A 22,883-nucleotide genomic window follows, 5' to 3' on the forward strand; every position below is an offset into this window, starting at 1 on the left:
GTGGGTCTGCATGGCGTATCTTCCTCCGGATGGATTATCTGTGCCTCGAGCACGTACCAGGAAGGTACGCCGCTCTTCATACCATCTGAGCCGTACGCGAAGGACCCCCGAATTTTGCACAATGCTGGCGGAGGAGAGCCCGTGCCTATAGCTGGCGATGCCTTCTCCGTGGCCCCGATGCAGACGGTGTGGTCCCCCATTTGGGGGTCCTTCGCGTACCGCTCAGGATGACGACGAAAAGCAAAACTCGCCCTAATCTCTCCACCGCACATGCAGCAGCCGCTCGTTCTCCACCTCGCCCTGCGTGATCACGATCTCAGCATCCGCGCGCTCCATCACGCTGGGAAACTTGTCCCCCCACTCCACCAGCACCAGCGCATCGGGTTCATCGGCCATCTCCCACAGACCGAGCCCCTCGACCTCCGCTTCCGTCTCCAGGCGATACAGATCCAGATGGAACAACCGCACCTTGCGGCCTCGGTACTCATGCACCAGCGTGAACGTGGGACTGACGACCTCTTCCGCATCGGCCGCCCCCAGGGCAGCGGCCATTCCCTTTACGAGCGTCGTCTTTCCCGCGCCTAGCTCGCCACGCAGCACCACCAGCTTCGGCGCGCGCAGCAACTCGGTCATGATCTCGCCCAGCCCCAGCGTTCCGCCCACACTGCGCGTCCGCAGCCGCTTCTCTCTTGTCCACTCCTTCATCCCTGCTCCTTGCTGTGATTCGTCGCCATTCCGGCGATCCATGTAAATCCGTCGGCATCAACGACCCGCGAACGAAAAGCCTCGTACAGATGCCCCACCGTATCGGTTGCGAGCACCGTATGCTCATCCTGGGCCAGCGTCGCGAAGTCTCCCGCCAGCCCATGCAGGAACACCGCCGATTCAACAGCGCGTGCAACATCGTCCGGGTGTTGCCCCAGCATCGCGGTCACAATGCCCGTCAGAATATCGCCGCTGCCTCCCTTGCCCATCGCCGGATTCCCCGTCGTATTCACAGCGATGCGGCCATCCGGATGCGCAATCAGGGTGCGCCAGCCTTTGAGCACCAGCGTAACGCCATGCTCGGTCGCAAACCGCCGTGCCAGGCCGATGCGATCGGCCTCAACCTCTTTCACGGTCAGGCCAGCCAATCGAGCCATCTCACCCGGATGCGGCGTCAGCACGATCGTTCGCGGCTTGCCATCCATCTTTGCCTTCTTCACGACATCGTGCAGCAGAGAGGTATGCCCGGCCAGCGCATTCAGTGCATCGGCATCGATCACCATCGGCAGCGTAACGCGTTCCACGAACCCACGCACAAACTCCGGCGTCGTTCCCTCTTGCCCCAACCCCGGCCCAATCCCCACGACCTTAATGCCCTTGAGCGACTCCGCCAGCTTCTCTTCTTCCAGTAGATCCAGCGGCAATCCCTCTGTATCCTGCTCCAAAGGCTCCAGCATCAACTCCGGCGCAATCGACGCAACCGTCGGCAGAATTTCGCGCGGGACCGCGGCCGTTACCAGGCCTGCACCAGCACGCATGGCGGCGAGACTCGCCATCGATGGCGCACCAGCCTTGCCGTATCCTCCACCAAGGATGAGCACGTGCCCGAACTTTCCCTTGTTGCCGTTGACGTCGCGAGGCGCCTCCGTCAGGGCCTTCGAAGCACCGGCCCAATGCAGTTCCGTCTGCGATACAACTGCCGCCTCAGGGGTTCCGATGGGCGCGACCACCACTGGGCCAAAGGTCCTGCCAGGAGTCAGGTGTCCAAAGACATGTGCAAGCTTTGGCGCGACGAAGGTCACGACAGCATCGGCGCGAAAGGCCTCTGCTTTCTGCTCCAGCGAGTCGGCATCCCACCCACTCGGCAGATCGATGGCAACAACTGGAACCGCCGTCTTGGCAAACAACTCGCGAGCAGCCAAAGCCAAACCACGCAGAGGTGGCTTGAACCCTGTCCCCACCACGGCATCGACGATCAATGCCGCACCGTCAAGTGCAGCCTCTAGATCTTCTTCACTCTGCGCCTCTAAGACCTCGACGTCCGGCTGTGGAGTGGTACGTTCGAGTGCGACAGCAGCCTCACCTTTTACCTCGCTCACAGAGCCAAGCAAAACGACTCGAACCGTACGACCCGCCTGCGCGAGATGCCGTGCGGCGGCGAAGCCATCGCCACCGTTATTGCCCTTGCCGCAAAGCACAACGACAGTGCCTTCATTCGCATAGTGCCGCAGACAGAACTTCGCGACAGCCGCGCCGGCATTCTCCATCAACGTGGCAATCGGCACACCCATCTCGACGGAACGGCGATCAGCCTCGCTCATCTCCTGCGCTGTAAGAATCTTCATCGGCGAGACTCCTTGGGCCCCTTCAAGCAGTTTCGCAGTTGTAGCAGGGATGCGCCAAATGGCGTTCACCTCTAGTGGTTGTTGTTTTTGCCTTTCGTCGTCATCCTGAAGCGTAGCTGAAGGACCCCCGCATTTTGCGCGGCCACGGAATCTTCAGGACAGGCACAAAGCGAAGGGGCACGATTTCAATCGTGCCCCTTCGGTCCTTCTTTACCCATATCATTCGTGGTGAAACCACAATGCGGGCTACGCCTCACGATGACGGCGAAAGACAAAACGCCCTTACTGCCCCGCGTGCTGCAACCCCGTAGACGACGCAGACTCAGGCGTCGGCTTCGACTGGAAGTAATTGCGCTCATACATCGCGCGATAGAACTCTCCGGTCAACTCCGCGGCCTTGGGCCCGAAGACCTGCCTGTCGCCCTCAAGGAAGATCACCGTCACAATGCGGCCTGTCGGCGCATCGCCATACGACACGAACCAACCGTACCGCGTACCGTTGTTGGAGCACGTTCCCGTCTTGCCGAAGACCGGAAACTGCACAAAGTTCGACCGCAGCGAGCGAGCGGTTCCGTTGGAGAAGTTAACCGCCCCCTGCATGCCCGGCAGAATCTGAGGAATGATCTGCTGAATGTCGAGAAGCCGCTTCACCTTCGGCTCAAACGAGGCGATCGCCTCCGGCGTCGTCGGATGCTGCAGGTAATAAAGTGTGCCACCATTGGCGATCGCGGAGACCAGCGCGCCAAGCTGCAACGGGGTCATCGAGATGCTCTCGCCAAACGAGCACATACGGCCTACGCCACCTTCCGCCCTGGGCAGCTCCGTATCAGGATAAGTACCCAGGTGTTCCCCCGGAATGTTGTAACCAGCCAGCTCGCCCAGGCCGAACTCATTGGCATAGTGCTTCACACGCTCGAAGCCCATCGCCCGGCCCAGCACCTCAAAGTAAAGGTTCACGGACTTCGCCAGGGCATGCGTCAGATCGAGCGAGTAATGCCCGCCAAGATTCACCGGCGTATCGCTCTTGACCAGGCCCTCCTGCAACGCCGCCAGCGCAACTGCGACCTTGATCGTAGAGCAGGGCTCGGCGCCGGAGCTGAGCGCCAGCTTCTGGTTCACCATCGCAAGAATGCGCCCGCTGGAAGGATCGATCGCCATCGCCGTGCCGTTCATGTTGCCCAGTGCTTCGATAGCAGCCGCACGCACCACCGGATCTTCACCCGTCGTAATATCGCCCTCGGTCAGGTTGTCGTTGAAGCTGCTCGCGGTAAAGCGCTCAGAGTAACGACGCACAACTTCCCTGCGTCCCCGGACATGCACGATCCGTCCATGACCCGTCGTAACCTGCTCCCGGCGTGTGCTTACCTGTTCGCGGCGCGTTGCTGGCCGCCGGCTCTCAGAACCACGACGCGCAGCCACCGCATGGCTCTTATGCGCCGAGACAGTACTGTGACTCGCGGCCGCGCGATGTCTCTTCGGTGCCGCAGCCTGCAGGACGGAGACCCCACCCAACATCGCGAAAAGTAGAACCAGTGCACTCCGTCTCATCATCTCTTCTCCCCGAAGGCTCTAGTGGCTACGCCGCAGAAATGCGGGGATATCGAGTTCATCGGTTGCGGGCACGCTCTCAGCTACATGCCCCGCAAAGGCTGAGACCTTCGCCTCAGGCCACTGCGACGGCTTCGCCTCTTCCTTGACGTCGTAGGAGGGCGCGCGGCCCTGTGCAGGCTCGGGCCACATCCCTTGCTGGCTGGCGCGCAGTTCATCGTTCGGCTTGCGGAAGAAGTCGTCATCGAACACCGAGGCAGCCACGGGCAGCAGCTCGGGGCTGGACTCCGAGATCTTCGCGCGCTCCGAGGCATTCCCCGCTACCGAGACGACGGGCTCATACTCCGGCTCCATAAAGATACGAGGCGATTCGCTTTCGCGAGGGGCCTGAGCTTGCGATACCGGCAACTCCACCTTGCCCGCCTCTTCATGCGGCTCCTTCTCGATAGAAGTCTTCTCAGGCTGCACCGGCACTTCGCTGGCGAAGCGCACATTGGCCGGCCGCTGCTCGATGCGCGGCAACACAGCCTCACTGCGTGTCGGCAGCGTCGACTCGGCGAGCATGCGATTGCGGCGCTGAGGCATCTCATCGCGAAAACCCGTAGCAATCACGGTAATCTTCACGTCCTCGCCCATCTTCTCGTCCAGCACCGCGCCAAAGATGATGTTGGCATCTTCGTGCGCCGCATTCTGAATAAGCGTCGAAGCCTCGTTGACCTCATTCAGCTTCAGGCTGCTCGAGCCCGTGATATTGATCAGGATGCCGCGCGCTCCATCGATGGCACCGGCCTCCAGAAGCGGAGACGCCATCGCGGCCATCGCAGCTTCGCGAGCACGATCCGGTCCCGAACGCACAGCCGTTCCCATCACCGAATAGCCCATGCCCGCCATCGTCGTCTTTACGTCGGCGAAGTCGCGGTTGATGACGCCGGGAATCGTAATAATGTCCGAGATTCCCTGGACGCCCTGCCGGAGCACATCGTCCGCGATGCGGAAGCTCTCGAAGAAACCTGCATCCTTGGCAACAGCGAGCAGCTTCTCGTTCGGAATCACAATCAGCGTATCGACCGACTCCAGCAGCTCCTGCATGCCGCGCTCGGCCTGCATCATGCGGCGCTTGCCTTCGAACATGAACGGGCGCGTCACGACGGCAACCGTCAGCGCTCCCATCTCACTGGCGAGCGAGGCGATGACCGGCGCAGCACCCGTCCCGGTGCCACCACCGAGGCCTGCTGTGACGAACACCATGTCCGCGCCTTCCAGCGCTTCGATAATCTTGTCGGAATCTTCCAGGGCGGCGCGACGGCCGACATCCGGATTCGCTCCCGCGCCCAGTCCGCTGGTCAGCTTCACGCCGAGTTGCAGCTTTACCGGGGCATTGGAGGTTTCAAGAGCTTGAGCATCGGTGTTGGCTGCGATAAACTCCACGCCTTCAACGTTTGCGGCGATCATGCGGTTCACCGCGTTGTTACCGCCGCCACCGACGCCGATCACCTTGATGCGCGCATTGCGCTGCGTTTCGTCATGGTAATGGATGCGAAGTGCATCGTCGGGCTGATAGGGCATGGGAAATCTCCTGAGGTGATTGCGAAACACCTTTCTAGATTCTGCACGTAGAAACAGAGGAAAGCTCGCAGGAAAACTACGTGCGCATCAAGTTCGATTACATTTCTGCAGAGAAACCAGCATCTGCCCGTATTTTCTTAGAGGCTGCCACTCACGAAGACCATTCTCTGCGTGCCGAGATGTCAGCAGATCTGCTTCGGGCAAAGCCTCACGAAGAATTTGCAGGGCCTGGAGCAAATCTCCTGTAGGTGTATAGCGAAACCACAACGTTTATGGCCGTTTTTCCCCAGAAAAACGGTACTGAACGCCCGATTCAACTTCCCATCAACAGGAGATTTGCTCTAAATCGGAAGGCATGGCCTCAGCCATGCCGTCTCACTGCCCTTTATCTCTCTTCCTGTTGTTGCGCCGTTTAGCTCCGCAACAACAGGAAGAGGTCTTCAAAGATCTTGACCGACAGAAAAACAACTCTTACTTCGTCGGCAGATGAAACACAATTCCGGCGCCGATAGACTGCAAGCCGACTGAGGTCGTGGAACCAGGTGTACCTGTGCTTCCAAGACGATTCATATTTCCAAGGCCAAACTCAATCGCGCGGATATCGATGGTTGGAGCAATGCGTATGTCCGCACCGATGAAACCTTCATAGCGGAAGAAGTTGTCATAGAGCCGGGGAGGAGTCGGGCTGCTCGGAAAGGAGATAGACGTACCAAACGGTTCCGTAACGTTGCTGCTCGTCCATCCAAACGCCATCTCGGCATAGGGCTTCAGCCATTTGACCGGCGTATGCACCGTGCCCTTGATACCGGCAAGCACGGTATTGGCTCCCGTTGTATTCAGCCCGCCTGCCCCACTCGATGCGGACTTATTCGCGCGGTCGTGGTTATAACGAAGATCCACACCCAACCGCACCGGACCAACGTTGCGGAAGTCATAGGTTCCGCCAAGAAAAACACCGGATGGGTTCACGTGGTTGTTAGGAGTCGTAAGGGCACTGGGGTTGGTGGTGAAACACTGCGCTCCCGGATCGGCGGTCTGCGGGTCGAAACACGTAATACCGGTCATGCGGGTTGCGGAATACCCGATATACACGCCAGCTTGAGCACGCGCCATAAGACCGCACCCCAGCCACAAAAGAACGACACCAAGCCACTTGCCAAATCTCATAGATACCAGTCTACCGTCTAAAGCAAATCTCCTGTAGGTGTACAGGCGAAGCCTCGATATTTATGGCCGTTTTTCCCCAGAAAAACGGTGCTGCAAGCCCGATTCAACTTCCCAGTAACAGGAGATTTGCTCTCAGAACGGCATTGCGCTCACTGCACCCCAGCTAAAAACTGCCTGCGAAGATCGACTTCAGTTTCTGCCGCAGCCCCTGCTCCTCGCTGGCCTTGCGGACCTGCGTGCGGTGCGTATACAGCAGCATCCCGATGGCCGCCGAAAACTCCGGCTTTGCCAGTTCTGAAGGCATACGGCTCAGCGGCACCGGGTAGCCGATCCGGGCAGGCACGCGCAGCAGGCTTTCGGCGTTGTCCAGCAGACCGAGCAGGTTTGCCCCGCCGCCGGTAAAGACACAGCCCGCACCCATCGCCTCCAGCACGCCACCCGAGCGCAGGTTATCGCGAAGCATCGTCAGCAGCTCGCGGGCACGAGGCTCCAGGACCTCCGCGAGAAAGCGCTGGCGCACCATGCGCGCCGGCTGTCCCCCGGTCGCCAGGTCTCCTCCGACCTCAATCTCATTGAGCTGCGGAACGGACGTCACCACGCAGTTACCATAGGTCCGCTTCAACTGCTCGGCCTCTTCCACACTGACATGCAGCCCGACAGCAAGATCGTTGGTAAAGTGATCGCCGCCGATGGGAAGCACCGCCGTATGAGCCACCGATCCTTCAAAGAACACCACCAACTCCGTCGAGGCCGCGCCGATGTCCGCCAGGCAGACACCCAGCTCGCGCTCATCGGCCGAGAGAACAGCCTCCGCCGCCGCAATGCCTTCGAAGATCGTGTCCATTACCTCGAGACCGGCCTTGTTCGCGCAGGTCACGACGCTCTGCACCGCGCTGCCGGAGCACGTCGAAAGATGCAGATTCACTTCCAGCCGATTGCCCACCATCCCGACCGGATCGTGGATGCCGGCCTGGTCGTCGAGAATAAACTGCTGCGGCAGCAGGTGCAGCACCTCGCGGTCGGGTGCGAGCCCGATGGAGCGGGCGCGATCGATCGCCGAGCGAACGTCCTCGCGCGTGATCTCCTTCATCCGACTGCCCATGCTGATGCCGCCCTGCGAGTTCATGCCACGAATATGCGGTCCGCCGACACCGACGACCGCGGTTTCGATAGGCGCTTTCGTCACGCGCTCTGCCGTCAGCGCCGCCTGGTTGATGGCCTCAGCCGCAGGGCCGAGGTCGGAGATGACACCACGCCGCATGCCCCGGGAGGCCTCGACGCCATGACCGCGATAGCGCAGGACGCCATCGGTAAGCTCCGCCACCAGCACGCAGCTCTTCGAGCTTCCCGCGTCCAGTACGGTAATCAGATTTTCGTTTCTCGGATTCATTGCGTCACCTGCTTGCCGGTGGCGTGAGCCGCCGCTCCGTTATGTGCATTTGCAACCGCAGCCTTGTGGGCCGCTGCCAACGCGGCAAACATCTTTTGATTTGAACTTTGCGCCTTATCCGCCGGATGCTTTACAGGCTTCACCTTCGGTTTGGCGGGCTTTGCCACGGGCTTCGTCGCGGGCTTGGCCGCCGCCTTAGGTGCGGCCTTGGGCGTATCAGGATGCTTGGCCACCGGAGGCTTGGCCGCTGCCGTTGCAGGCTTTGCCGTTGAAGTCGCCGGTTTCACGGGCACCGCAGGCAGCGGAGCCCCATTACTTGCCAGTGGAACGGCCGCGCCGGACTCCATCTCCAGCACAAACTGGTGCTCATAGCGAGCATCTACCGAGGCCAGCTTCGGATACTGTGTCTTCCACTGCGGCAGATTCTGCTCGAAGAGGCGATAGCGATTGAGGAAGTCCTCATCGCCGAAGTGAACCAGGATGTCCGTGCTGCCGCTGGGGATCAACGCCTTCACATCCTCGGGATTCGACAGGTCCACCTCGCTCAAGGCCTGGGTCAGGTGTTCGCCTGAGCTATCCAGATCCTTCATGAAGCGCTTGTAGACCTCCATCCGCGCGGCCCGAGCAGAAAGCGGGTCGTCCGCAGAAAGCCCGGTGAGCACCGGAAAGGAGTAGCGGGGATCGCCGGCCGCATCCTGGGGCATATCGAGCAGAACACCTTCGGCATCGACGAATCCAATCTGCGTTCCCTGGCGGACGAAGGCCACCGGCACTCTCTCGATAATGGACACGCGAATACCGTTGGGAAGCAGACGCATCACCGTGGCATGGGCCACCCACGGCAGCCGTTCAAGGTCAGCCCGGCGCTCCGCAAGGGGTACGCGGAAGATATTGCGCTCAATGTCCGCCCCAAAGATGTCGAGGACCTGATCCCGAGTAAGGCGCTGATTCCCAACGATCTGGATGTCCGAGGCGGTCGCAACGACAAAACGGTCGTCATGGAATAAAGCATTGCGCACGCCCAGGTAGCCGATCACGATGGCCCCGAGTCCTACTAGCGCAATAGCGGCGAAGATGATCTTTCCGGCAAGACTCTTCGGGATGCCAAGGCGCAGACGATAACTCATAGATTCGCGCCGTGGTTTGTACACTTCTTCCTCAACAGTGGGAGCGTAATTAGGGGAGCCCGGATTCTCATTTGGATCGGCAGCCAGACGTCCGCGCTGAAGCATGCCGGCCGGCGCCGGTTCGCGGTTCGGCCAGTTCGTCTCCGAAGCATACCCCTCCTCCGGCGCTTCAAGCACCGCGGAGCCGCGTTTTGCAAACTTCATGATCACACCGCGAGCCCGAGCAAGGCCGCGGAAGAATCGCCTATCTCACCACTATAAAGCCGGGCCGCCATCGGCTGAGGACAACTTATCGGTGGGTATCGCCGCAGGAACTCAGGAAAAAACCTGTAGACCGAGAGCCGCAGCGGCTTTGGCAAGTTTATTGTCGAAGGTTGCCATACCCGTCGCTCCGTGATGCAGAGCCGTGGCCAGATGAAGAATATCGATCGAACGGAGAAGAAAGGCAGCAGCGTGGCGCTCCGCCAAGGTCCGTGCAGAAAGATAAATCATGTCATTTACAGGAAATTCCTGAAAAAGCCCCGACCCTCTATTACGGCGATACTTGTCGTAGATTCCCTGCGCCTGGGAGCCTCCGAAATAAAGCGGAGGCCATCTCAACGTCGGTGAGAGCGCTGACCGCGACACTCCCGGAAAGTTGAGAGGCTATCGCAACCGCTTTATCCGAATGAATCTCTGGTATGTAGAGCTTGATCAGAAAACTGGTATCAAGAAATGTGGTCACGGTCTTCCCGATCGTCTTCAATCCACGACGTCGTATCGACATCCAGAACTACATCGCCAAAGACCTCTCGCATCTGCGCTTTGAAGTCAGGCATCCGCGCCGAAAACGGCCGTGTATCCACAGAAACAGACTGGGGCGCACGCACCTCTGCAATCACGGCGTCTCCGCGCACCAGTTCGATAGCCCCTCCACCGCTCAGTTCAGCCTCGAGTGTGGCGAGATGCTTGTCCATATCTTCAACGGCTATCCGTTGAACACGGCCCATCGAAGGCATATCCTCACGAACTGTGTTCGTCGTCCCCATAACGGAAATCCTACACCCGTAGGCCCAGCCGCTCCAGCAACATCGCCCCTGCCAGCGACACATTCCCCGCGCCCAGCGTCAGCACCAGATCCCCAGGCCTCGCGTCCCTCGCCAACCGCTCGACAGCCTCTTCCATAGACCCCGCATACGCGACAATCCTGCCAGAAGCCGCCCGGATCTTCTCCGCCAGCGACTCTCCGCTCACACCCGGGATCGGCTGCTCACTGGCGGCATAGATATCCAGCACCTGCAACGAATCGGCATCGCCGAACGCCGTCGTAAAGTCCTCCAGCAGGTCGCGAGTCCTCGTGTAGCGGTGCGGCTGAAAGAGCACCAGGACGCGTCCATAGCCACACTCACGCGCCGCCTGCAGGGTCGCGCGAACCTCCGTCGGATGGTGCCCATAGTCGTCCACGACGGTGACGCCGTTCTGTACGCCCTTGGTCTGAAACCTGCGGTCGACACCGCGAAAGCTCGCCAACCCGGATGCAATCTTCTCCGGAGGAATGCCGAGCTGGACCCCGATAGCCACAGCAGCCGTCGCATTCAGCAGGTTGTGCCGCCCGGGAACATGCAGGTTGAACGGCCCCAGCACCAGGCCGCGCGTATTCACCTCAAAGGTCGCATGGCAATCGGGAGAGGGCCGTAACACCCGCAGGCGGAAGTCTGCATCCGGACTCTCGCCATAGGTATAGATACGCCGTGTCGCCCGAGGCAGAATCGCGCGCAGCATCTCGTTGTCCACGCAAGCTGTAATCGCTCCATAAAACGGCACGCGGTCCATGAACTCGATGAACACCCGCTCGACATCGGCCAGGTCCGCGTAGGTATCCATATGCTCGCGATCGAGATTGGTCACCACGGCAAGGATCGGCGACAGCTTCAGAAACGAGCGGTCGCTCTCATCGGCCTCGGCGACAAGATACTGCGAGCGCCCCAACCGGGCGTTCGACCCCATCGCATCTACCCTTCCCCCTACGACCACCGTGGGGTCCAGCGCTCCGCCCGCCAGCACCGCCGCTACCATGCTGGTCGTCGTGGTCTTGCCATGCATCCCGGCGATGGCAATGCCATACTTCAGCCGCATCAGCTCCGCCAGCATCTCCGCCCGCTGAATCACGGGAATCTTGCGCGCACGCGCCTCCACCACCTCGGGATTATCCTTCGCAACTGCCGAACTGGTGACCACGACATCGCTCGCCGCGGCATTGGCGGCGGTATGGCCCGTATAGATCGTTGCCCCCAGCCGGGCCAGGCGTTCAGTCGTAGCCGAACCACGCAGGTCCGAACCCGACACCGCATACCCCATCGTCAGCAGGATCTCCGCGATCCCACTCATCCCAATGCCGCCGATCCCGATAAAGTGGATGCGGTGCGACGGCGCAAACATAGCGTGTTCCGGTAAATTCGAAAGACTCATTCCCCTGTATTGTCCCATCTGGACAGGTAGAGCCTGCCTCTGGATTTCTCTCAATGGCTGGAAATCCTTTACAGTGCCCTCGGCATTCGATCAGGATTAGTCGAAACGGTAGTGGATGGCCTCGGCGACAGCCCTGTACCCGATTCTGCGATAAATAGAGTTTGATACGGGATTGCCTAGATCCGTGTACAGCATGCAGCGGTAGCCCGCGTCAGTGAAATACCTGGAGACCCCGTGAACGCAGGCCGCGGCATATCCGCGCTTTCTGCTCTCCGGCGGCGTGTACACGGCGGATAGACGCACCACCCCTTGAATAGGCTTACTGCTGATGGCCATCGAAACTACGCTGCCATCCTGCCATAGCCAGAGCCGCTTCGACGCGAGCGCCGCATCCATGAAGCTCTCGGCGTTGATCGCGGGCATCTTCGTCTCGACATAAAACTCTTGCAACCAGGCGACCGCGAGGTTGCGATCCCCGGCATCGGCCCTCCGGAGTTGCCCCTCAACCGAAGCTGTCTCATTCAGTTCGACCAACTGATACAGGCGAAGTCCCTGGACAGGAAATGCCGCAGATTTACGCCGCTCGGTCCATCTCCCGGCGAAGCTTGCGGCTGTTGCCACTTCGCCGTTTACTCCGGGCAGGATGACGTCTGCATCCACGATGGCATCAACCAGGGCGGCCGCCACGTCGGGCTCCATAGGAACAATCGTGGCCGGATAGGTCAGAGGCGATTGCACCGCCACGCCAACGACCTGTTCAGCGCGGAAAGCTACCCAATAACGGCCAGGTTCAGGCAGCGTCAGGCGCCCGTCCACAATGGTCAGGATCAGGTTATGGAGAACCGTGCGCGACAACAGGAACTCTTCGGCTGCATCCGAGAACAGCCGGACATCCTCATAAAAACGAACTATGACATCCATGCCAAAAGTCTATCCTCGCAGGATTTGTCGCCAGTAATAACCGGTGAGTGATATACACGACTATGCGCTTCCCCTTCCTGCTCGTTTCCGCGTTCTTTGCCGCGACCGCTGCCTCCGCGCAGAACTCCCAAACCCTCCTCGCCACGCCCACCACCGTCGCCTGGGGCTACTACTCCGCCCACGCCAAACCCGTTCTGACAGTCCACTCCGGCGACACCGTCATCATGCAGACGGCTTCCACCTGCGGTGCCCCCCAGCGGCTCAAGGCCGAAGGAGTCGCCGACGCCGACATCCCCACCTGGCTCGGCGACCTCTACGACAAAGTCCCGCAAGCCGACCGCGGCCCCGGTGGCCACATCCTCACCGGCCCCGTTGCCGTCGCCGAGGCCGAACCCGGCGACGTCCTTGAGGTCCGCATCCTCAAGATCCAGCTCGACACCAACTTCGCCTGCAACGGCTTCGGTGCCGGTCGCGGCTTCCTCCCCGATGACTTCCCCTACGGCCGCACCAAGATCATCCCGCTTGATCGCACCAGGATGACCGCCGCCTTCGCCCCCGGCATTACCATTCCTCTGCACCCGTTCTTCGGCTCCATGGGCATCGCTCCACCTGAGTCCGCCGGCAAGTGGAACTCCGCTCCTCCCTGGATGCACGGCGGCAACATGGATAACAAAGAACTCACCGCCGGTTCCGTCGTCTTCTACCCCGTCCATGCCAGCGGCGCGCTCTTTGAGGCCGGCGACGGCCACGCCGGACAAGGCAACGGCGAGGTCGATATCACCGCCCTCGAGACCTTCCTCACCGGCACCTTCCAGTTCATCGTCCACAAGGGAGAAGCCGCCCAGGAACACCTGCTCTGGCCTCGTGCTGAAACCCCTAACGCCTACATTGCCATGGGTTTCCACGAAGACCTGACCAAAGCCACGGAGATGGCGGTGCGCAACATGATCACCTTCCTCTCCGAGCAGAACCCGGATTATCCCCACCTCTCCCGCGACGACGCCTACGCCCTCATCTCCACCGCCTGCGACGTCAATATCACCCAACTGGTCGATACCAAGTCCGGGGTCCACGTCATGTGTCCCAAAAATCTTTTCACGGGCCCTAAAAGGAAGTCTGCAGAGTAGCGCAACAAATGATCCAGAGTCCGTGTCTAATCAAACCGAGAGCCGGATAAGGGGGACCATCCCCGGAACCGGAATTCTCTCCTAGCACCTCGCAACCTGCGCACATTGCAGCCAAATCGAAGGCCGGCTGGAAAGGGAATTATGAAAATCACGAGTTCAATTCGTAAACTGCTGGCGGCCACGACGCTCGCCGGAGCCCTGCTTGCCGTTCCTGCGGTCAAGGCTCATGCCGGTGTCTTTGTCTCGGTGGCGGTGGCACCTCCTGCAATTCCGGTCTACGACCAGCCTCTCTGCCCCGGTGACGGCTACATCTGGACCCCCGGTTACTGGGCCTACGGTGACTCCGGGTACTCCTGGGTCGATGGCGCCTGGGTCTATCCCCCCTATGTCGGCGGTCTCTGGACTCCCGGCTACTGGGGTTGGGGCGGCGGCGGCTACTTCTGGCATGCCGGGTATTGGGGCCGCAGCATCGGCTACTACGGTGGCATCAACTACGGCTTCGGCTACTTCGGTACCGGCTTCTACGGTGGTTACTGGAACGGTGGACGCTTCTGGTACAACCGCGCCTACGGCCACTTCGGTGGCGGCTTCCGCGGCAACTTCTACAACCGCAGCTACGGCGGCTTCAGCGGTCGTCCTGGTGGAGCTTCCTTCGCTCGTGGCGGCGCCGGCGGATTCCGCGGTGGGGCTGGCGGATTCCGCGGCTCGGCCATCAATGGAAACGCCCGCGGTGGAAACTTCGGCGGTGCCAATCGCGGCGGCGGCTTCAATGGCGGCAATCGCGGTAATGTAGGCGCCAGCCATGGCAACGTCGGCGGTGCAAGCCGTGGTGGCTTCGGCGGCGGCGGTGGCGGCTTCCACGGCGGCGGTGGTGGCGGTGGCTTCCACGGCGGTGGCGGTGGTGGTGGTTTCCATGGCGGTGGCGGTGGTCACGGCGGTGGTGGCGGACATCGCTAATCTGCAACCAGAAACTAAAGAGAAAGGGCTGAGGATCACTCCTCAGCCCTTTCTCTTTGTCCCGAGCCCTATCGCCCCGCCAGTTGCAGCACCATTCCGGCGATTCGCTCCAGCGCTCCCGGCTTTGCCAGCGACCTTGCCCGCAGCGCCATCTCAGCCCTTCGGCTTGAATCCAGCAGCAATCCACGCAGATGCTCCAGCAGGGTCTCCGGCGTCACGTCGCGCTGCAGCAGCATCTCCGCCGCACCCGCCTGCACGAGCACTTCAGCGTTCTTCCTCTGATGATCGTCCGCCGCAGCGGCAAACGGAACCAGCAACGAGGGCTTCCCCGCCGCACACAACTCTGCCACCGTGCTGCCCGAACGCGCCAGCACCACGTCCGCCGCCGCATATTGGGCTGGCATATCCGTCAGGAAAGACTCTACGGACCACCTCGCTGGATCGGCTCCGCTCGCAGCGAACTCCGCTCGCGTCTGTTCCAACCGGCGCACTCCAGCCTGATGCACAATCGTCAGTCCTGGCACTTCATCCAGCAGTTGCGCGACGATCTTCGGCATCGTCTCGTTGAAGATCAGGGCCCCGTTGCTTCCGGCCGTGACCAGCAAGCGCGGAGGCGCGCCAACTGGCCGTAGCGGCAGCGTAAAGATCTCGGGCCGCACCGGCACGCCCGTTACCTGGGCATTCCGAAAATAGCGAGTCGTCTGCGCGAAGTTCACGGCCGCCGCGCTCACCCGCTTGCCCACCCAGCGGTTCGTCATCCCGGGCGCGGCATTGGCCTCGTAAGCCAACGAGGGAATACGCAGCAATACCGCCGCCATCATCGCCGGCCCACTGGCATAACCGCCCACACCTACCACCACCTGCGGACGAAACTCCCGCATCAGCCGAACACAATGCACGATACCCAGAGGCAGATCGAGCATCGTACGCAACCGTGTCGCAAAGCTTACATTCTTCAACTGACCGGAGCGCACCAACTCCAAAACAAAACCCGCCTCCGGCACAAGCTTTGTTTCGATCCCACGCTCCGTGCCAACGAACCGAATCTCGGCCCCCTGCTTATCCCGCAACTCACGCCCAATCGCCAGCGCCGGAACGACATGCCCACCGGTCCCACCCCCGGCAATCATCACCCGAAGCACTGACTCGCTGACTTGCTGACTCGCTGACTTGCTGCCTTCTGCCATCAATCAATCTCACGTGTGATATTCAGCAGCACGCCCATGCACGCCAGCGTGACAAAGAGGCTCGTACCGCCTGAAGAGACAAACGGCAGCGTAATCCCCTTGGTCGGGCACAGGTCCAGCACCACGCTGATATTGAAGAAAGCCTGAACAAGAATCGCCGACGTCAATCCAAACGCCAGGAACCGTGCGAACGGGTCGGTCGAAAGAAACGCAGCCCGCAACCCGCGATAGCCTAGAACGCAGAAGGCCGCGACCACACAGATCGCACCGATCATTCCCAATTCTTCGCAGATATTCGCAAAGATAAAGTCGGTATGCGGCTCAGGAAGATAGAAGAGCTTCTGCCGCCCTTCCATCAGGCCCAGGCCACGAATGCCGCCCGTGCTGACGGCGATCAGCGACTGCAGAATATGAAAGCCTGCGCCCTTCGGATCGGACTCAGGATTGAGGAAGATCTTCATGCGCGCGGCACGCCAGGCCACGTGAAACAGCATGTAGTACAGCACCGGCGCGGCGCATCCAGCGGCGATAAACAACCACTTCATCTGCATGCCCGCGAGGTACAGCATCAACATCAGCACCACCACGCAAACCAGGGCGGTGCCCAGATCGGGCTCCTTCAGAATCAGGGCGATGAATACCAGCGGAGGAATCACCGCAGGAAGAAGCGTCTCCTTGATATCGTCGATGGCATGGATGCGCGTCTGCAGGAACCATGCCAGGAACAGGATAATCACCGGCGCAACCAGCTCCGACGGCTGCAAGGTCTGGCCGCCGATCCTGATCCAGCGATGGGCTCCGTTCATGGTGTGCATGAAAAACACGGCCAGCAACAGCAGCCCGGTGATTCCCATCAGCGGGAAGATCAGCTTCGGGTTGTTGTACTTGCGGTAGTCGACACGCATCAGCGCAAACAGCGCCACCATGCCCAGCGCGGCAAACGCCGCCTGCTTCATCACATACGCATAGGGCGAGCCGACCGTTGCCTTGGCCATGACAGCCGAGGCGGAGAACACCATCACCAGTCCAAAGAGGACCAGCAACAGCACCGTCCCGAACAGCCACTTATCAACGCCAACCCGTTTTGCCATTGCTCCCTACAACCCACTTCTCAAAACTTTTTACTCTAAGCTCAAAAACCTCATAGCTCTTCGCTGGCTGAATCCGCCTTACCCCAACGCCAGTACCAGGCTCTTAAAGGCATGCCCACGATGCTCATAGTTCTGGAACTGGTCGAAGCTCGCGCACGCCGGAGCCAGCAGAACGGTATCGCCCGCGACAGCAGACTCATGCGCCAGTGCAACCGCGCGATCTATCGTCTCCGCTCTCTCTATCTTCACGACACCGGCGAGTTGGTGCTCAATCTTTTCTGCCGCTGAACCAATGGTGATAACCATCTTGACGCGTTCGTGCAGTAGCGGTCCCATCACCGCATAGTCCGAATCCTTGTCCTTGCCGCCGAGAATCAGGTAGATCCCACCCGCAAACGCCTCGACCGCCTTCACCGTCGCATCCACGTTGGTCGCCTTGGAGTCGTTGTAATAGCGCACGCCGTTGTGCTCACGCACAAACTCCAGACGATGCTCGACGGCCTTGAACGCCACCACCGCAGCGCGAATCGTCTCGCTCGCCACTCCCGCAAGACGCGCCGCGCACACCGCCGCCAGCACGTTCTCGACGTTATGCGCCCCGGCCAGTGGAATCTCTGCCACAGGCATCACCGGCTCAGGCTTTGCCCCTTCGCTCGGCGTAAAGAAGATCGTCTCGCCATGCACGAACGCCCCCTGCTTGACCTGCCTCCGAGGACTGAACCAATAAATCTGCGCCTTGGTCTTCGCCGCCACCATCTGTGTTGGCTTGTCCTCCGCGTTCAGGATGAGGAAGTCTTCCGCCGTCTGGAACTCGGTAATCCGAGCCTTTGCAGCGGCGTAGTTTTCAAAATCGCCATGCCGATCGAGATGGTCCGGCGTAATATTCAGCACCATCGCAATGCGCGGGCGAAACGACTCTACCGTCTCAAGCTGGAAGCTCGAAACCTCCAGCACACTCCAGGCCTCCGGCGTGCTCTCCCCCACCAGCTCCGTCACCGGCTTGCCGATATTCCCGCCCACCAGCGTGGCCCGTCCAGCCGCCTTGAAGATCTCCCCCATCAACGTGGTCGTGGTCGTCTTCCCATTCGACCCCGTAATCCCTACTACCTCACCCTGCAAAAACTGCGCGCCCAGCTCCAGTTCGCCGATGATGTGCATCCCCATCGCACGCACCTGCTTGAGCTCCGGCGTCGACATCGGCACACCCGGGCTCACGACAATCAGGTCCTGCCGCCGAAAGGTCAACAACCCATGGCTGCCGGCCTCGACCATAATTCCCTGATCGAGCAGCCCCGGCAGCTCAGCAATCAAGGTCGCCGGACGAGCATCGCTGACGGTCACCCGAGCACCGCGCTCCTTCAGAAAGCGAGCAGCCGCCAACCCACTCTTACCGAGTCCCACCACCAGTACGCGTTTGCCAGCCAGCTCCATTGCACACCCCATCCTGTATCTCTAATCTCTATTCCCTGACTTGCTGACTCGCTGACTTGCTGACTTATCTCAACTTCAATGTGGTCAGCGCACATAGAGCGAACACCAGCGCCATAATCCAGAACCGCGTAATCACCTTCGACTCCGACCATCCACCCAGCTCGAAGTGATGGTGCAGCGGCGCCATCCTGAAGATACGCTTGCCTCCCCGCAGCTTGTAACTGCCCACCTGCAGAATCACGCTGACCGCCTCGAGGATGAACACGCCGCCGATAAATGGCAGCAGCAACTCCTGCTTGATGACCACCGCAACCGTGGCAATCGCTCCCCCCAGCGCGAGCGAGCCGACATCGCCCATGAAGATCTCCGCCGGATGCGCGTTGTACCAAAGGAACCCAATGGAAGCCCCCACCATGGCCCCGCAGAAGATCGTCAACTCACTTACCTCGGGCATGCGCTGCAGCTCGAGATAGTCGCTGAACACCGCATGTCCGCTAACGTACGTGAGCACCGTCAACGCTCCCGCCGCGATGATGGTGCAGCCGATCGCCAAGCCGTCCAATCCATCAGTCAGGTTCACGGCATTACTCGAGAACGTGATGACCAGCATGACAAACGCGATGAACGGCACGAAGGCCAGCCAATGCATATGCGGGATATGCCCCATCCACTCCCACACCAGGTCGGGTCTGAACCGTTTCGCGAACGGCACCATCAGGCGCGTGGAGTACACCCGCTGCGACTGCAGCACGAGCAGCACCACCGCAACCACACCGCTCACAAGGAACTGAAAGAACAACTTCTGCTTCGATGTAAGCCCGAGGTTCCGCTTATGCACCACCTTGATGTAGTCGTCCGCAAACCCGATCGCGGCGAACGCGATGGTTGAAAACATCACAAGCCAGACAAACGGATTCCCCAGATTGCTCCACAGCAGCGTCGGCACGATGATCGAAAGGCAGATCAGAACGCCGCCCATCGTGGGCGTGCCACCCTTCTTCTGATGACTCTTCGGGCCTTCTTCGCGAATGTACTGGCCGATCTGGAACTGGCGCAGACGATCGATCACGAACGGCCCGACCAGCAGGCCGATCAGCAGCGCTGTCATGCTCGCGAAGACGCAGCGGAACGTGACATAGCGAAAGATCCGGAATAACGGAAAGTAGGGGAACAGTTTTTGATAGAGCAGCCAAAAGAGCAACGGACTCGCCTCGCGTGAACATCTTATCCTCCGCCCCGCTCCATGCGGCAGCGATTCGGAGGGTGAATCAACTTCTATCCCTTAGGACGTGATTGAAAAGCTGTTGTTTGTTTCTCCCATTGCTTGTTTTTCGTCGTCATCCTGAGCCGTACCGGGGTCCCCAACAAGCGCGTACTTTGCGCTTGTTGGGGTGGTTTGGCGAAGGACCCCCGCATTCAGAACCACCTCGGTTACATCGGGACAACGTAAGAATGCGCCAGGTACAGGCACTCGTTCTTCCACTAGCATCGTGCAAAATGCGGGGGTCCTTCAGCTACGCTTCAGGATGACGACGAAAAACAAACAACAACAGCTACAGCACTTCAGACAGACTTTTCAGCCGTCTCCAGCCCAACCAACGCCTTCTCCAACCGCACACCGCGCGAGGCCTTCATCAACACCACATCGCCCTCGCGCAGATTCTCCCGCAGCCACTCGCCTGCCGCCTCGGGAGTCTCTACAAATTTCGCCTCAACCCCTTCAGACTCTGCGCCTTCGACCAGCGAAGCCGCCAGTCCGCGAACGCCGACCACAATATCCATGCCCGCCATCGCAACACCACTCTCGCGATGCAACGCCGCACCCTCCGGCCCGAGCTCCAGCATCTCCCCCGCAATCACGATCCGCCGTGTGGCCTTCGTCTTTCGCAGCGCCTCCACCATCGCCTCCAGCGCTCGCGGGTTGGAGTTGTAGCAATCATTGATGATCTTCGCGCCATGCCACTCGATGACCTCGCCACGCTTCTCCGTCGGCCGCATCTGCTCAAGGGCCAGACAGCAATCCTTCAGGTCAATCCCGCTCTGCAGGCCCACAGCAACCGCCGCCAGCGCATTCAACACATTGTGCCGGCCCATCAACCGCAGATGGATCTTCTGCACACGCCCGACGATTCCCACGCGGAACCTTGTTCCGTCCAGGCCAGCTTCCTCGATCTCGACCGCACGCACCGTCAGCCCCGGCAGCGTTCCATACAGCACAGTGCGTCCACGCATCCCTTTACCAAACGAGGCGACGCGCTCATCGTCTCCGTTCAGGATCACAATGCCATCGGCAGGCAGCGCCTCCACCAGCTCATACTTCGCGCGTGCAATACCTTCGATACCGTCCGGAAAGTGCTCCAGGTGAACCGGCGCAACATTCGATACCACCGCCCAATCCGGCTCCGCGATCTTCGCCAGGGCACGAATCTCACCCGCATGATTCATGCCCATCTCGATGACGGCGACCTCGTGCTCGGGCTCGAGTTTCAGCAGTTGCAGCGGCATGCCGAAGCCATTGTTCAGATTGCCCTCGCTCTTGAGTACATGAAACTTCGCACTCAGCACCTGCGCGATGCACTCCTTCGTCGTCGTCTTGCCCGCCGACCCCGTAACACCGATGATCCGCTTGCCCCACTCCCGGCGCACCCGATTCGCCAGCTTCTGCATCGACTGCAGCACGCAGTCGTCTTCTTCATCCGGCACGCGCAGCAGCTTGCCCTCGTCGACGGTCGCCGGCTTCAGCCAGCGCATGCTGACCACCGCCGCCACAGCGCCGTCCGCCAGCGCGATCTCAACGTAGTCATGCCCATCGACACGCTCCCCCCGCACCGCGAAGAACAACTCCCCCGCGCCAATCGTGCGTGAATCAATCGAATATCCCTGCGCCAGCGCAGTCGAATCAAAGTCGCCCTCGGCATGAATCCAGTCGGCGATCTGTCCTAATGTCAGCTTCACTTGCTTACCTCAACCTTTAATTCGCGCAGCACCTGCTCCGCTTCCGCAACATCGTCAAACGGCACCGTGCCGTCGGCAAAGATCTGCACCTTCTCATGCCCCTTGCCCGCGAGCAGCACAATATCTCCCGGCTTCGCCGAACGAATCGCCACCTCAATCGCCGCGCGCCGGTCTTCTTCCACGATGAAGGTCATCTGCGTCTCACGAACACCCAGCAAAGCCTCGTTGATGATCGTCATCGGCTCTTCACTGCGCGGATTGTCGCTGGTCACCACGACCAGATCGCTGTCTTCTCCCGCAGCGCGTCCCATCTTCGGACGCTTCGTCTTATCGCGATCGCCACCGCAGCCGAACAGTGTAATCACACGCCCGCCATGGCTAACCACCGACTCGCGAGCCAGGGCAATCAAATTTCGCAGCGCATCGTCGGTGTGAGCGTAGTCCACCACCACGAAGAAGCCGGCCGCCTTCGATCCGGGCACCACCTGAAATCGTCCTGGCACCTGATGCAATATCTCGGCAGCCTGCGCCACCTGCTCCAGCGTCAATCCTCTGGCCAACGCCGCGCACGAGGCCGCCAGCAGGTTCTCCACGTTGACGCGCCCGCTCAACGGCGAGTGCATCGCAATCCGTCCTTCAGGAGTTACAAAGTCGAAACGCGTATCTCCCAGGGCAAGACTTATGTTTTCCGCCCGGTAGCTACCGAACTCTCCCATGCCATAGGTCATCAGCGTGGCACCGCGAAACTCATGACACATCTCATCGCCGTACTCGCTGTCGAGGTTGATCACAGCCACACGCGGAGGCGGCGCTCCTACCCCTGCAAAGATCCGCGCCTTTGCCTGAAAGTACGCCTCCATCGTGCTGTGATAGTCCAGATGGTCCTGCGTCAGGTTCGTAAAGATCGCGACATCCACCGGCAGGCCCCATACTCGCTCCTGCTCCAGCGCATGCGAACTCATCTCCATCACCGCCTCGGTGCAACCGACACGCACACCTTCGGCAAACACCGCGAGCACATCGCGGCTTTCTGGAGTGGTGTGTTCGCTCTCACGCACCTCATCGCCAATATGCGTCTCAATCGTTCCCAACAGCACGCTCTTACGCCCCACGCTGCGCAGCATCTGCTCCAGCAGAAATGCCGTCGTCGTCTTCCCGTTGGTACCCGTCACAGCACTCAGCTTCAGCTTTTGTTCAGGATGGCCAAAGACTGCCGCGCTTACTTCAGCGAGCGCACGACGGCCATGCTCAACCAGGGCCAGGGCCAACTCCGGTTGTTGCTCTCGAAGAGCTGCGAACGTCGCGGCTGAGTCGGTTACGACTGCCACCGCTCCCTGCCGGATCGCCGCATCGATAAAGCGATTGCCATCGCTAGATCCGCCCTTCATCGCGACGAACACATCGCCCGCAGCCACACGCCGCGAGTCGTACTGCACACCGCGAACGTCGATAGCGCGCGAACCGGCGACCTCAATCACACGAACACCCGAGATGGCTTCGACCCACTGCATTGGTTGATCCCTTTTCACTTACAGCATAAAGAAGCGCGAAGACTTCTGTCCTTCCTGCTGTTTTGCTTTTGCTTTTGCTTTTCTGGCTTGTCATTCCGAGCGCAGCGAGTGAACCTGCTTTCTCCCG

Annotated in this window: 20 protein-coding genes; 2 read left to right on the top strand and 18 right to left on the bottom strand. The window is 60.4% G+C overall.

Annotated elements, in window-relative coordinates; all coding sequences use genetic code 11:
* Positions 1-252: 252 nt before the first annotated feature.
* The 12 genes from tsaE to HDF15_RS24905 all read right to left on the bottom strand — a co-directional run bounded on the left by tsaE (position 253) and on the right by HDF15_RS24905 (position 12,497).
* Positions 253-705, bottom strand: a complete 453-nt coding sequence (tsaE, locus tag HDF15_RS24850; protein WP_184260955.1) for a tRNA (adenosine(37)-N6)-threonylcarbamoyltransferase complex ATPase subunit type 1 TsaE — start codon at positions 703-705, stop codon at positions 253-255.
* Positions 702-2,330: an NAD(P)H-hydrate dehydratase gene (locus tag HDF15_RS24855; protein WP_184260958.1), complete on the bottom strand. Its 1,629-nt coding sequence runs from the start codon at positions 2,328-2,330 to the stop codon at positions 702-704. Before HDF15_RS24855 ends, tsaE begins: the two co-directional genes overlap by 4 nt.
* Before the next feature lie 282 nt (positions 2,331-2,612).
* Entirely contained in the window at positions 2,613-3,878 is a 1,266-nt protein-coding gene (locus tag HDF15_RS24860; RefSeq protein WP_184261019.1) for a penicillin-binding transpeptidase domain-containing protein, read from the bottom strand.
* 21 nt (positions 3,879-3,899) lie between these two features.
* Positions 3,900-5,444, bottom strand: a complete 1,545-nt coding sequence (gene ftsZ / locus HDF15_RS24865) for a cell division protein FtsZ (protein ID WP_184260961.1) — start codon at positions 5,442-5,444, stop codon at positions 3,900-3,902.
* A gap of 471 nt (positions 5,445-5,915) precedes the next feature.
* On the bottom strand, positions 5,916-6,611 hold the full coding sequence (locus HDF15_RS24870) for a hypothetical protein (RefSeq protein ID WP_184260964.1): 696 nt from the start codon (positions 6,609-6,611) through the stop codon (positions 5,916-5,918).
* Positions 6,612-6,774: 163 nt separating this feature from the next.
* On the bottom strand, positions 6,775-8,001 hold the full coding sequence (gene ftsA, locus HDF15_RS24875; protein WP_184260967.1) for a cell division protein FtsA: 1,227 nt from the start codon (positions 7,999-8,001) through the stop codon (positions 6,775-6,777).
* Complete coding sequence (locus tag HDF15_RS24880) at positions 7,998-9,332, bottom strand: cell division protein FtsQ/DivIB (RefSeq protein ID WP_260331354.1); 1,335 nt, start codon at positions 9,330-9,332, stop codon at positions 7,998-8,000. The genes ftsA and HDF15_RS24880 overlap by 4 nt, the downstream gene beginning before the upstream one ends.
* Before the next feature lie 111 nt (positions 9,333-9,443).
* Positions 9,444-9,755: a PIN domain-containing protein gene (locus tag HDF15_RS26110; protein ID WP_311733206.1), complete on the bottom strand. Its 312-nt coding sequence runs from the start codon at positions 9,753-9,755 to the stop codon at positions 9,444-9,446.
* Positions 9,661-9,894 carry a type II toxin-antitoxin system VapC family toxin gene (locus tag HDF15_RS26550; protein WP_409254890.1) on the bottom strand — a complete coding sequence of 78 codons (234 nt, stop codon included), beginning with the start codon at positions 9,892-9,894 and terminating at the stop codon, positions 9,661-9,663. Before HDF15_RS26550 ends, HDF15_RS26110 begins: the two co-directional genes overlap by 95 nt.
* Positions 9,836-10,156, bottom strand: a complete 321-nt coding sequence (locus HDF15_RS24895) for a hypothetical protein (protein WP_184260976.1) — start codon at positions 10,154-10,156, stop codon at positions 9,836-9,838. Before HDF15_RS24895 ends, HDF15_RS26550 begins: the two co-directional genes overlap by 59 nt.
* A 10-nt stretch (positions 10,157-10,166) precedes the next feature.
* A complete protein-coding gene (gene murC, locus HDF15_RS24900; RefSeq protein WP_184261022.1) occupies positions 10,167-11,546 on the bottom strand; it encodes a UDP-N-acetylmuramate--L-alanine ligase in 1,380 nt (459 codons plus the stop codon).
* 126 nt (positions 11,547-11,672) lie between these two features.
* Positions 11,673-12,497, bottom strand: coding sequence for a GNAT family N-acetyltransferase (locus tag HDF15_RS24905; protein ID WP_184260979.1), 825 nt, complete (start codon positions 12,495-12,497; stop codon positions 11,673-11,675).
* 62 nt (positions 12,498-12,559) lie between these two features.
* On the opposite strand from HDF15_RS24905, the gene HDF15_RS24910 reads away from it, so the two are divergent.
* Together HDF15_RS24910 and HDF15_RS24915 are read left to right on the top strand one after the other, a co-directional pair.
* Positions 12,560-13,624 (top strand): acetamidase/formamidase family protein, encoded by a 1,065-nt coding sequence (locus tag HDF15_RS24910; protein WP_184260982.1) that lies wholly within the window; start codon positions 12,560-12,562, stop codon positions 13,622-13,624.
* A 141-nt stretch (positions 13,625-13,765) separates the two neighbouring features.
* Positions 13,766-14,581 carry a YXWGXW repeat-containing protein gene (locus HDF15_RS24915; RefSeq protein WP_184260985.1) on the top strand — a complete coding sequence of 272 codons (816 nt, stop codon included), beginning with the start codon at positions 13,766-13,768 and terminating at the stop codon, positions 14,579-14,581.
* Between the two features lie 68 nt (positions 14,582-14,649).
* Here HDF15_RS24915 and murG read toward each other — a convergent pair whose 3' ends face one another.
* From murG to HDF15_RS24945, 6 genes are all read right to left on the bottom strand, one after another.
* Positions 14,650-15,768, bottom strand: a complete 1,119-nt coding sequence (murG, locus tag HDF15_RS24920) for an undecaprenyldiphospho-muramoylpentapeptide beta-N-acetylglucosaminyltransferase (RefSeq protein ID WP_260331359.1) — start codon at positions 15,766-15,768, stop codon at positions 14,650-14,652.
* A complete protein-coding gene (ftsW, locus tag HDF15_RS24925; protein WP_184260986.1) occupies positions 15,768-16,859 on the bottom strand; it encodes a putative lipid II flippase FtsW in 1,092 nt (363 codons plus the stop codon). Before ftsW ends, murG begins: the two co-directional genes overlap by 1 nt.
* A gap of 78 nt (positions 16,860-16,937) precedes the next feature.
* A complete protein-coding gene (gene murD / locus HDF15_RS24930; RefSeq protein WP_184260989.1) occupies positions 16,938-18,290 on the bottom strand; it encodes a UDP-N-acetylmuramoyl-L-alanine--D-glutamate ligase in 1,353 nt (450 codons plus the stop codon).
* 64 nt (positions 18,291-18,354) lie between these two features.
* Positions 18,355-19,491 carry a phospho-N-acetylmuramoyl-pentapeptide-transferase gene (mraY, locus tag HDF15_RS24935; RefSeq protein ID WP_184260991.1) on the bottom strand — a complete coding sequence of 379 codons (1,137 nt, stop codon included), beginning with the start codon at positions 19,489-19,491 and terminating at the stop codon, positions 18,355-18,357.
* 362 nt (positions 19,492-19,853) lie between these two features.
* Entirely contained in the window at positions 19,854-21,245 is a 1,392-nt protein-coding gene (murF, locus tag HDF15_RS24940; protein WP_184260993.1) for a UDP-N-acetylmuramoyl-tripeptide--D-alanyl-D-alanine ligase, read from the bottom strand.
* The gene (locus HDF15_RS24945) at positions 21,242-22,756 is read right to left on the bottom strand and encodes a UDP-N-acetylmuramoyl-L-alanyl-D-glutamate--2,6-diaminopimelate ligase (protein WP_184260995.1); all 1,515 of its coding nucleotides are present in this window, start codon (positions 22,754-22,756) and stop codon (positions 21,242-21,244) included. The genes murF and HDF15_RS24945 overlap by 4 nt, the downstream gene beginning before the upstream one ends.
* Positions 22,757-22,883: the final 127 nt, after the last annotated feature.

The organism is Granulicella mallensis (genome assembly GCF_014203225.1).
Taxonomy (GTDB): Bacteria; Acidobacteriota; Terriglobia; order Terriglobales; family Acidobacteriaceae; genus Granulicella; species Granulicella mallensis_A.

Coding starts and splice junctions, on each gene's coding strand:
- HDF15_RS24860 (WP_184261019.1), bottom strand. CDS start 3,878: ATGAGACGGAGTGCACTGGTTCTACTTTTCGCGATGTTGGGTGGGGTC.
- tsaE (WP_184260955.1), bottom strand. CDS start 705: ATGAAGGAGTGGACAAGAGAGAAGCGGCTGCGGACGCGCAGTGTGGGC.
- HDF15_RS24880 (WP_260331354.1), bottom strand. CDS start 9,332: ATGAAGTTTGCAAAACGCGGCTCCGCGGTGCTTGAAGCGCCGGAGGAG.
- ftsW (WP_184260986.1), bottom strand. CDS start 16,859: ATGGCAAAACGGGTTGGCGTTGATAAGTGGCTGTTCGGGACGGTGCTG.
- murG (WP_260331359.1), bottom strand. CDS start 15,768: ATGGCAGAAGGCAGCAAGTCAGCGAGTCAGCAAGTCAGCGAGTCAGTG.
- HDF15_RS24910 (WP_184260982.1), top strand. CDS start 12,560: ATGCGCTTCCCCTTCCTGCTCGTTTCCGCGTTCTTTGCCGCGACCGCT.
- HDF15_RS24855 (WP_184260958.1), bottom strand. CDS start 2,330: ATGAAGATTCTTACAGCGCAGGAGATGAGCGAGGCTGATCGCCGTTCC.
- murD (WP_184260989.1), bottom strand. CDS start 18,290: ATGGAGCTGGCTGGCAAACGCGTACTGGTGGTGGGACTCGGTAAGAGT.
- HDF15_RS24870 (WP_184260964.1), bottom strand. CDS start 6,611: ATGAGATTTGGCAAGTGGCTTGGTGTCGTTCTTTTGTGGCTGGGGTGC.
- HDF15_RS26550 (WP_409254890.1), bottom strand. CDS start 9,894: ATGTCGATACGACGTCGTGGATTGAAGACGATCGGGAAGACCGTGACC.
- HDF15_RS24905 (WP_184260979.1), bottom strand. CDS start 12,497: ATGGATGTCATAGTTCGTTTTTATGAGGATGTCCGGCTGTTCTCGGAT.
- murC (WP_184261022.1), bottom strand. CDS start 11,546: ATGTTTGCGCCGTCGCACCGCATCCACTTTATCGGGATCGGCGGCATT.
- HDF15_RS24915 (WP_184260985.1), top strand. CDS start 13,766: ATGAAAATCACGAGTTCAATTCGTAAACTGCTGGCGGCCACGACGCTC.
- HDF15_RS24895 (WP_184260976.1), bottom strand. CDS start 10,156: ATGGGGACGACGAACACAGTTCGTGAGGATATGCCTTCGATGGGCCGT.
- ftsZ (WP_184260961.1), bottom strand. CDS start 5,444: ATGCCCTATCAGCCCGACGATGCACTTCGCATCCATTACCATGACGAA.
- ftsA (WP_184260967.1), bottom strand. CDS start 8,001: ATGAATCCGAGAAACGAAAATCTGATTACCGTACTGGACGCGGGAAGC.
- HDF15_RS24945 (WP_184260995.1), bottom strand. CDS start 22,756: ATGCAGTGGGTCGAAGCCATCTCGGGTGTTCGTGTGATTGAGGTCGCC.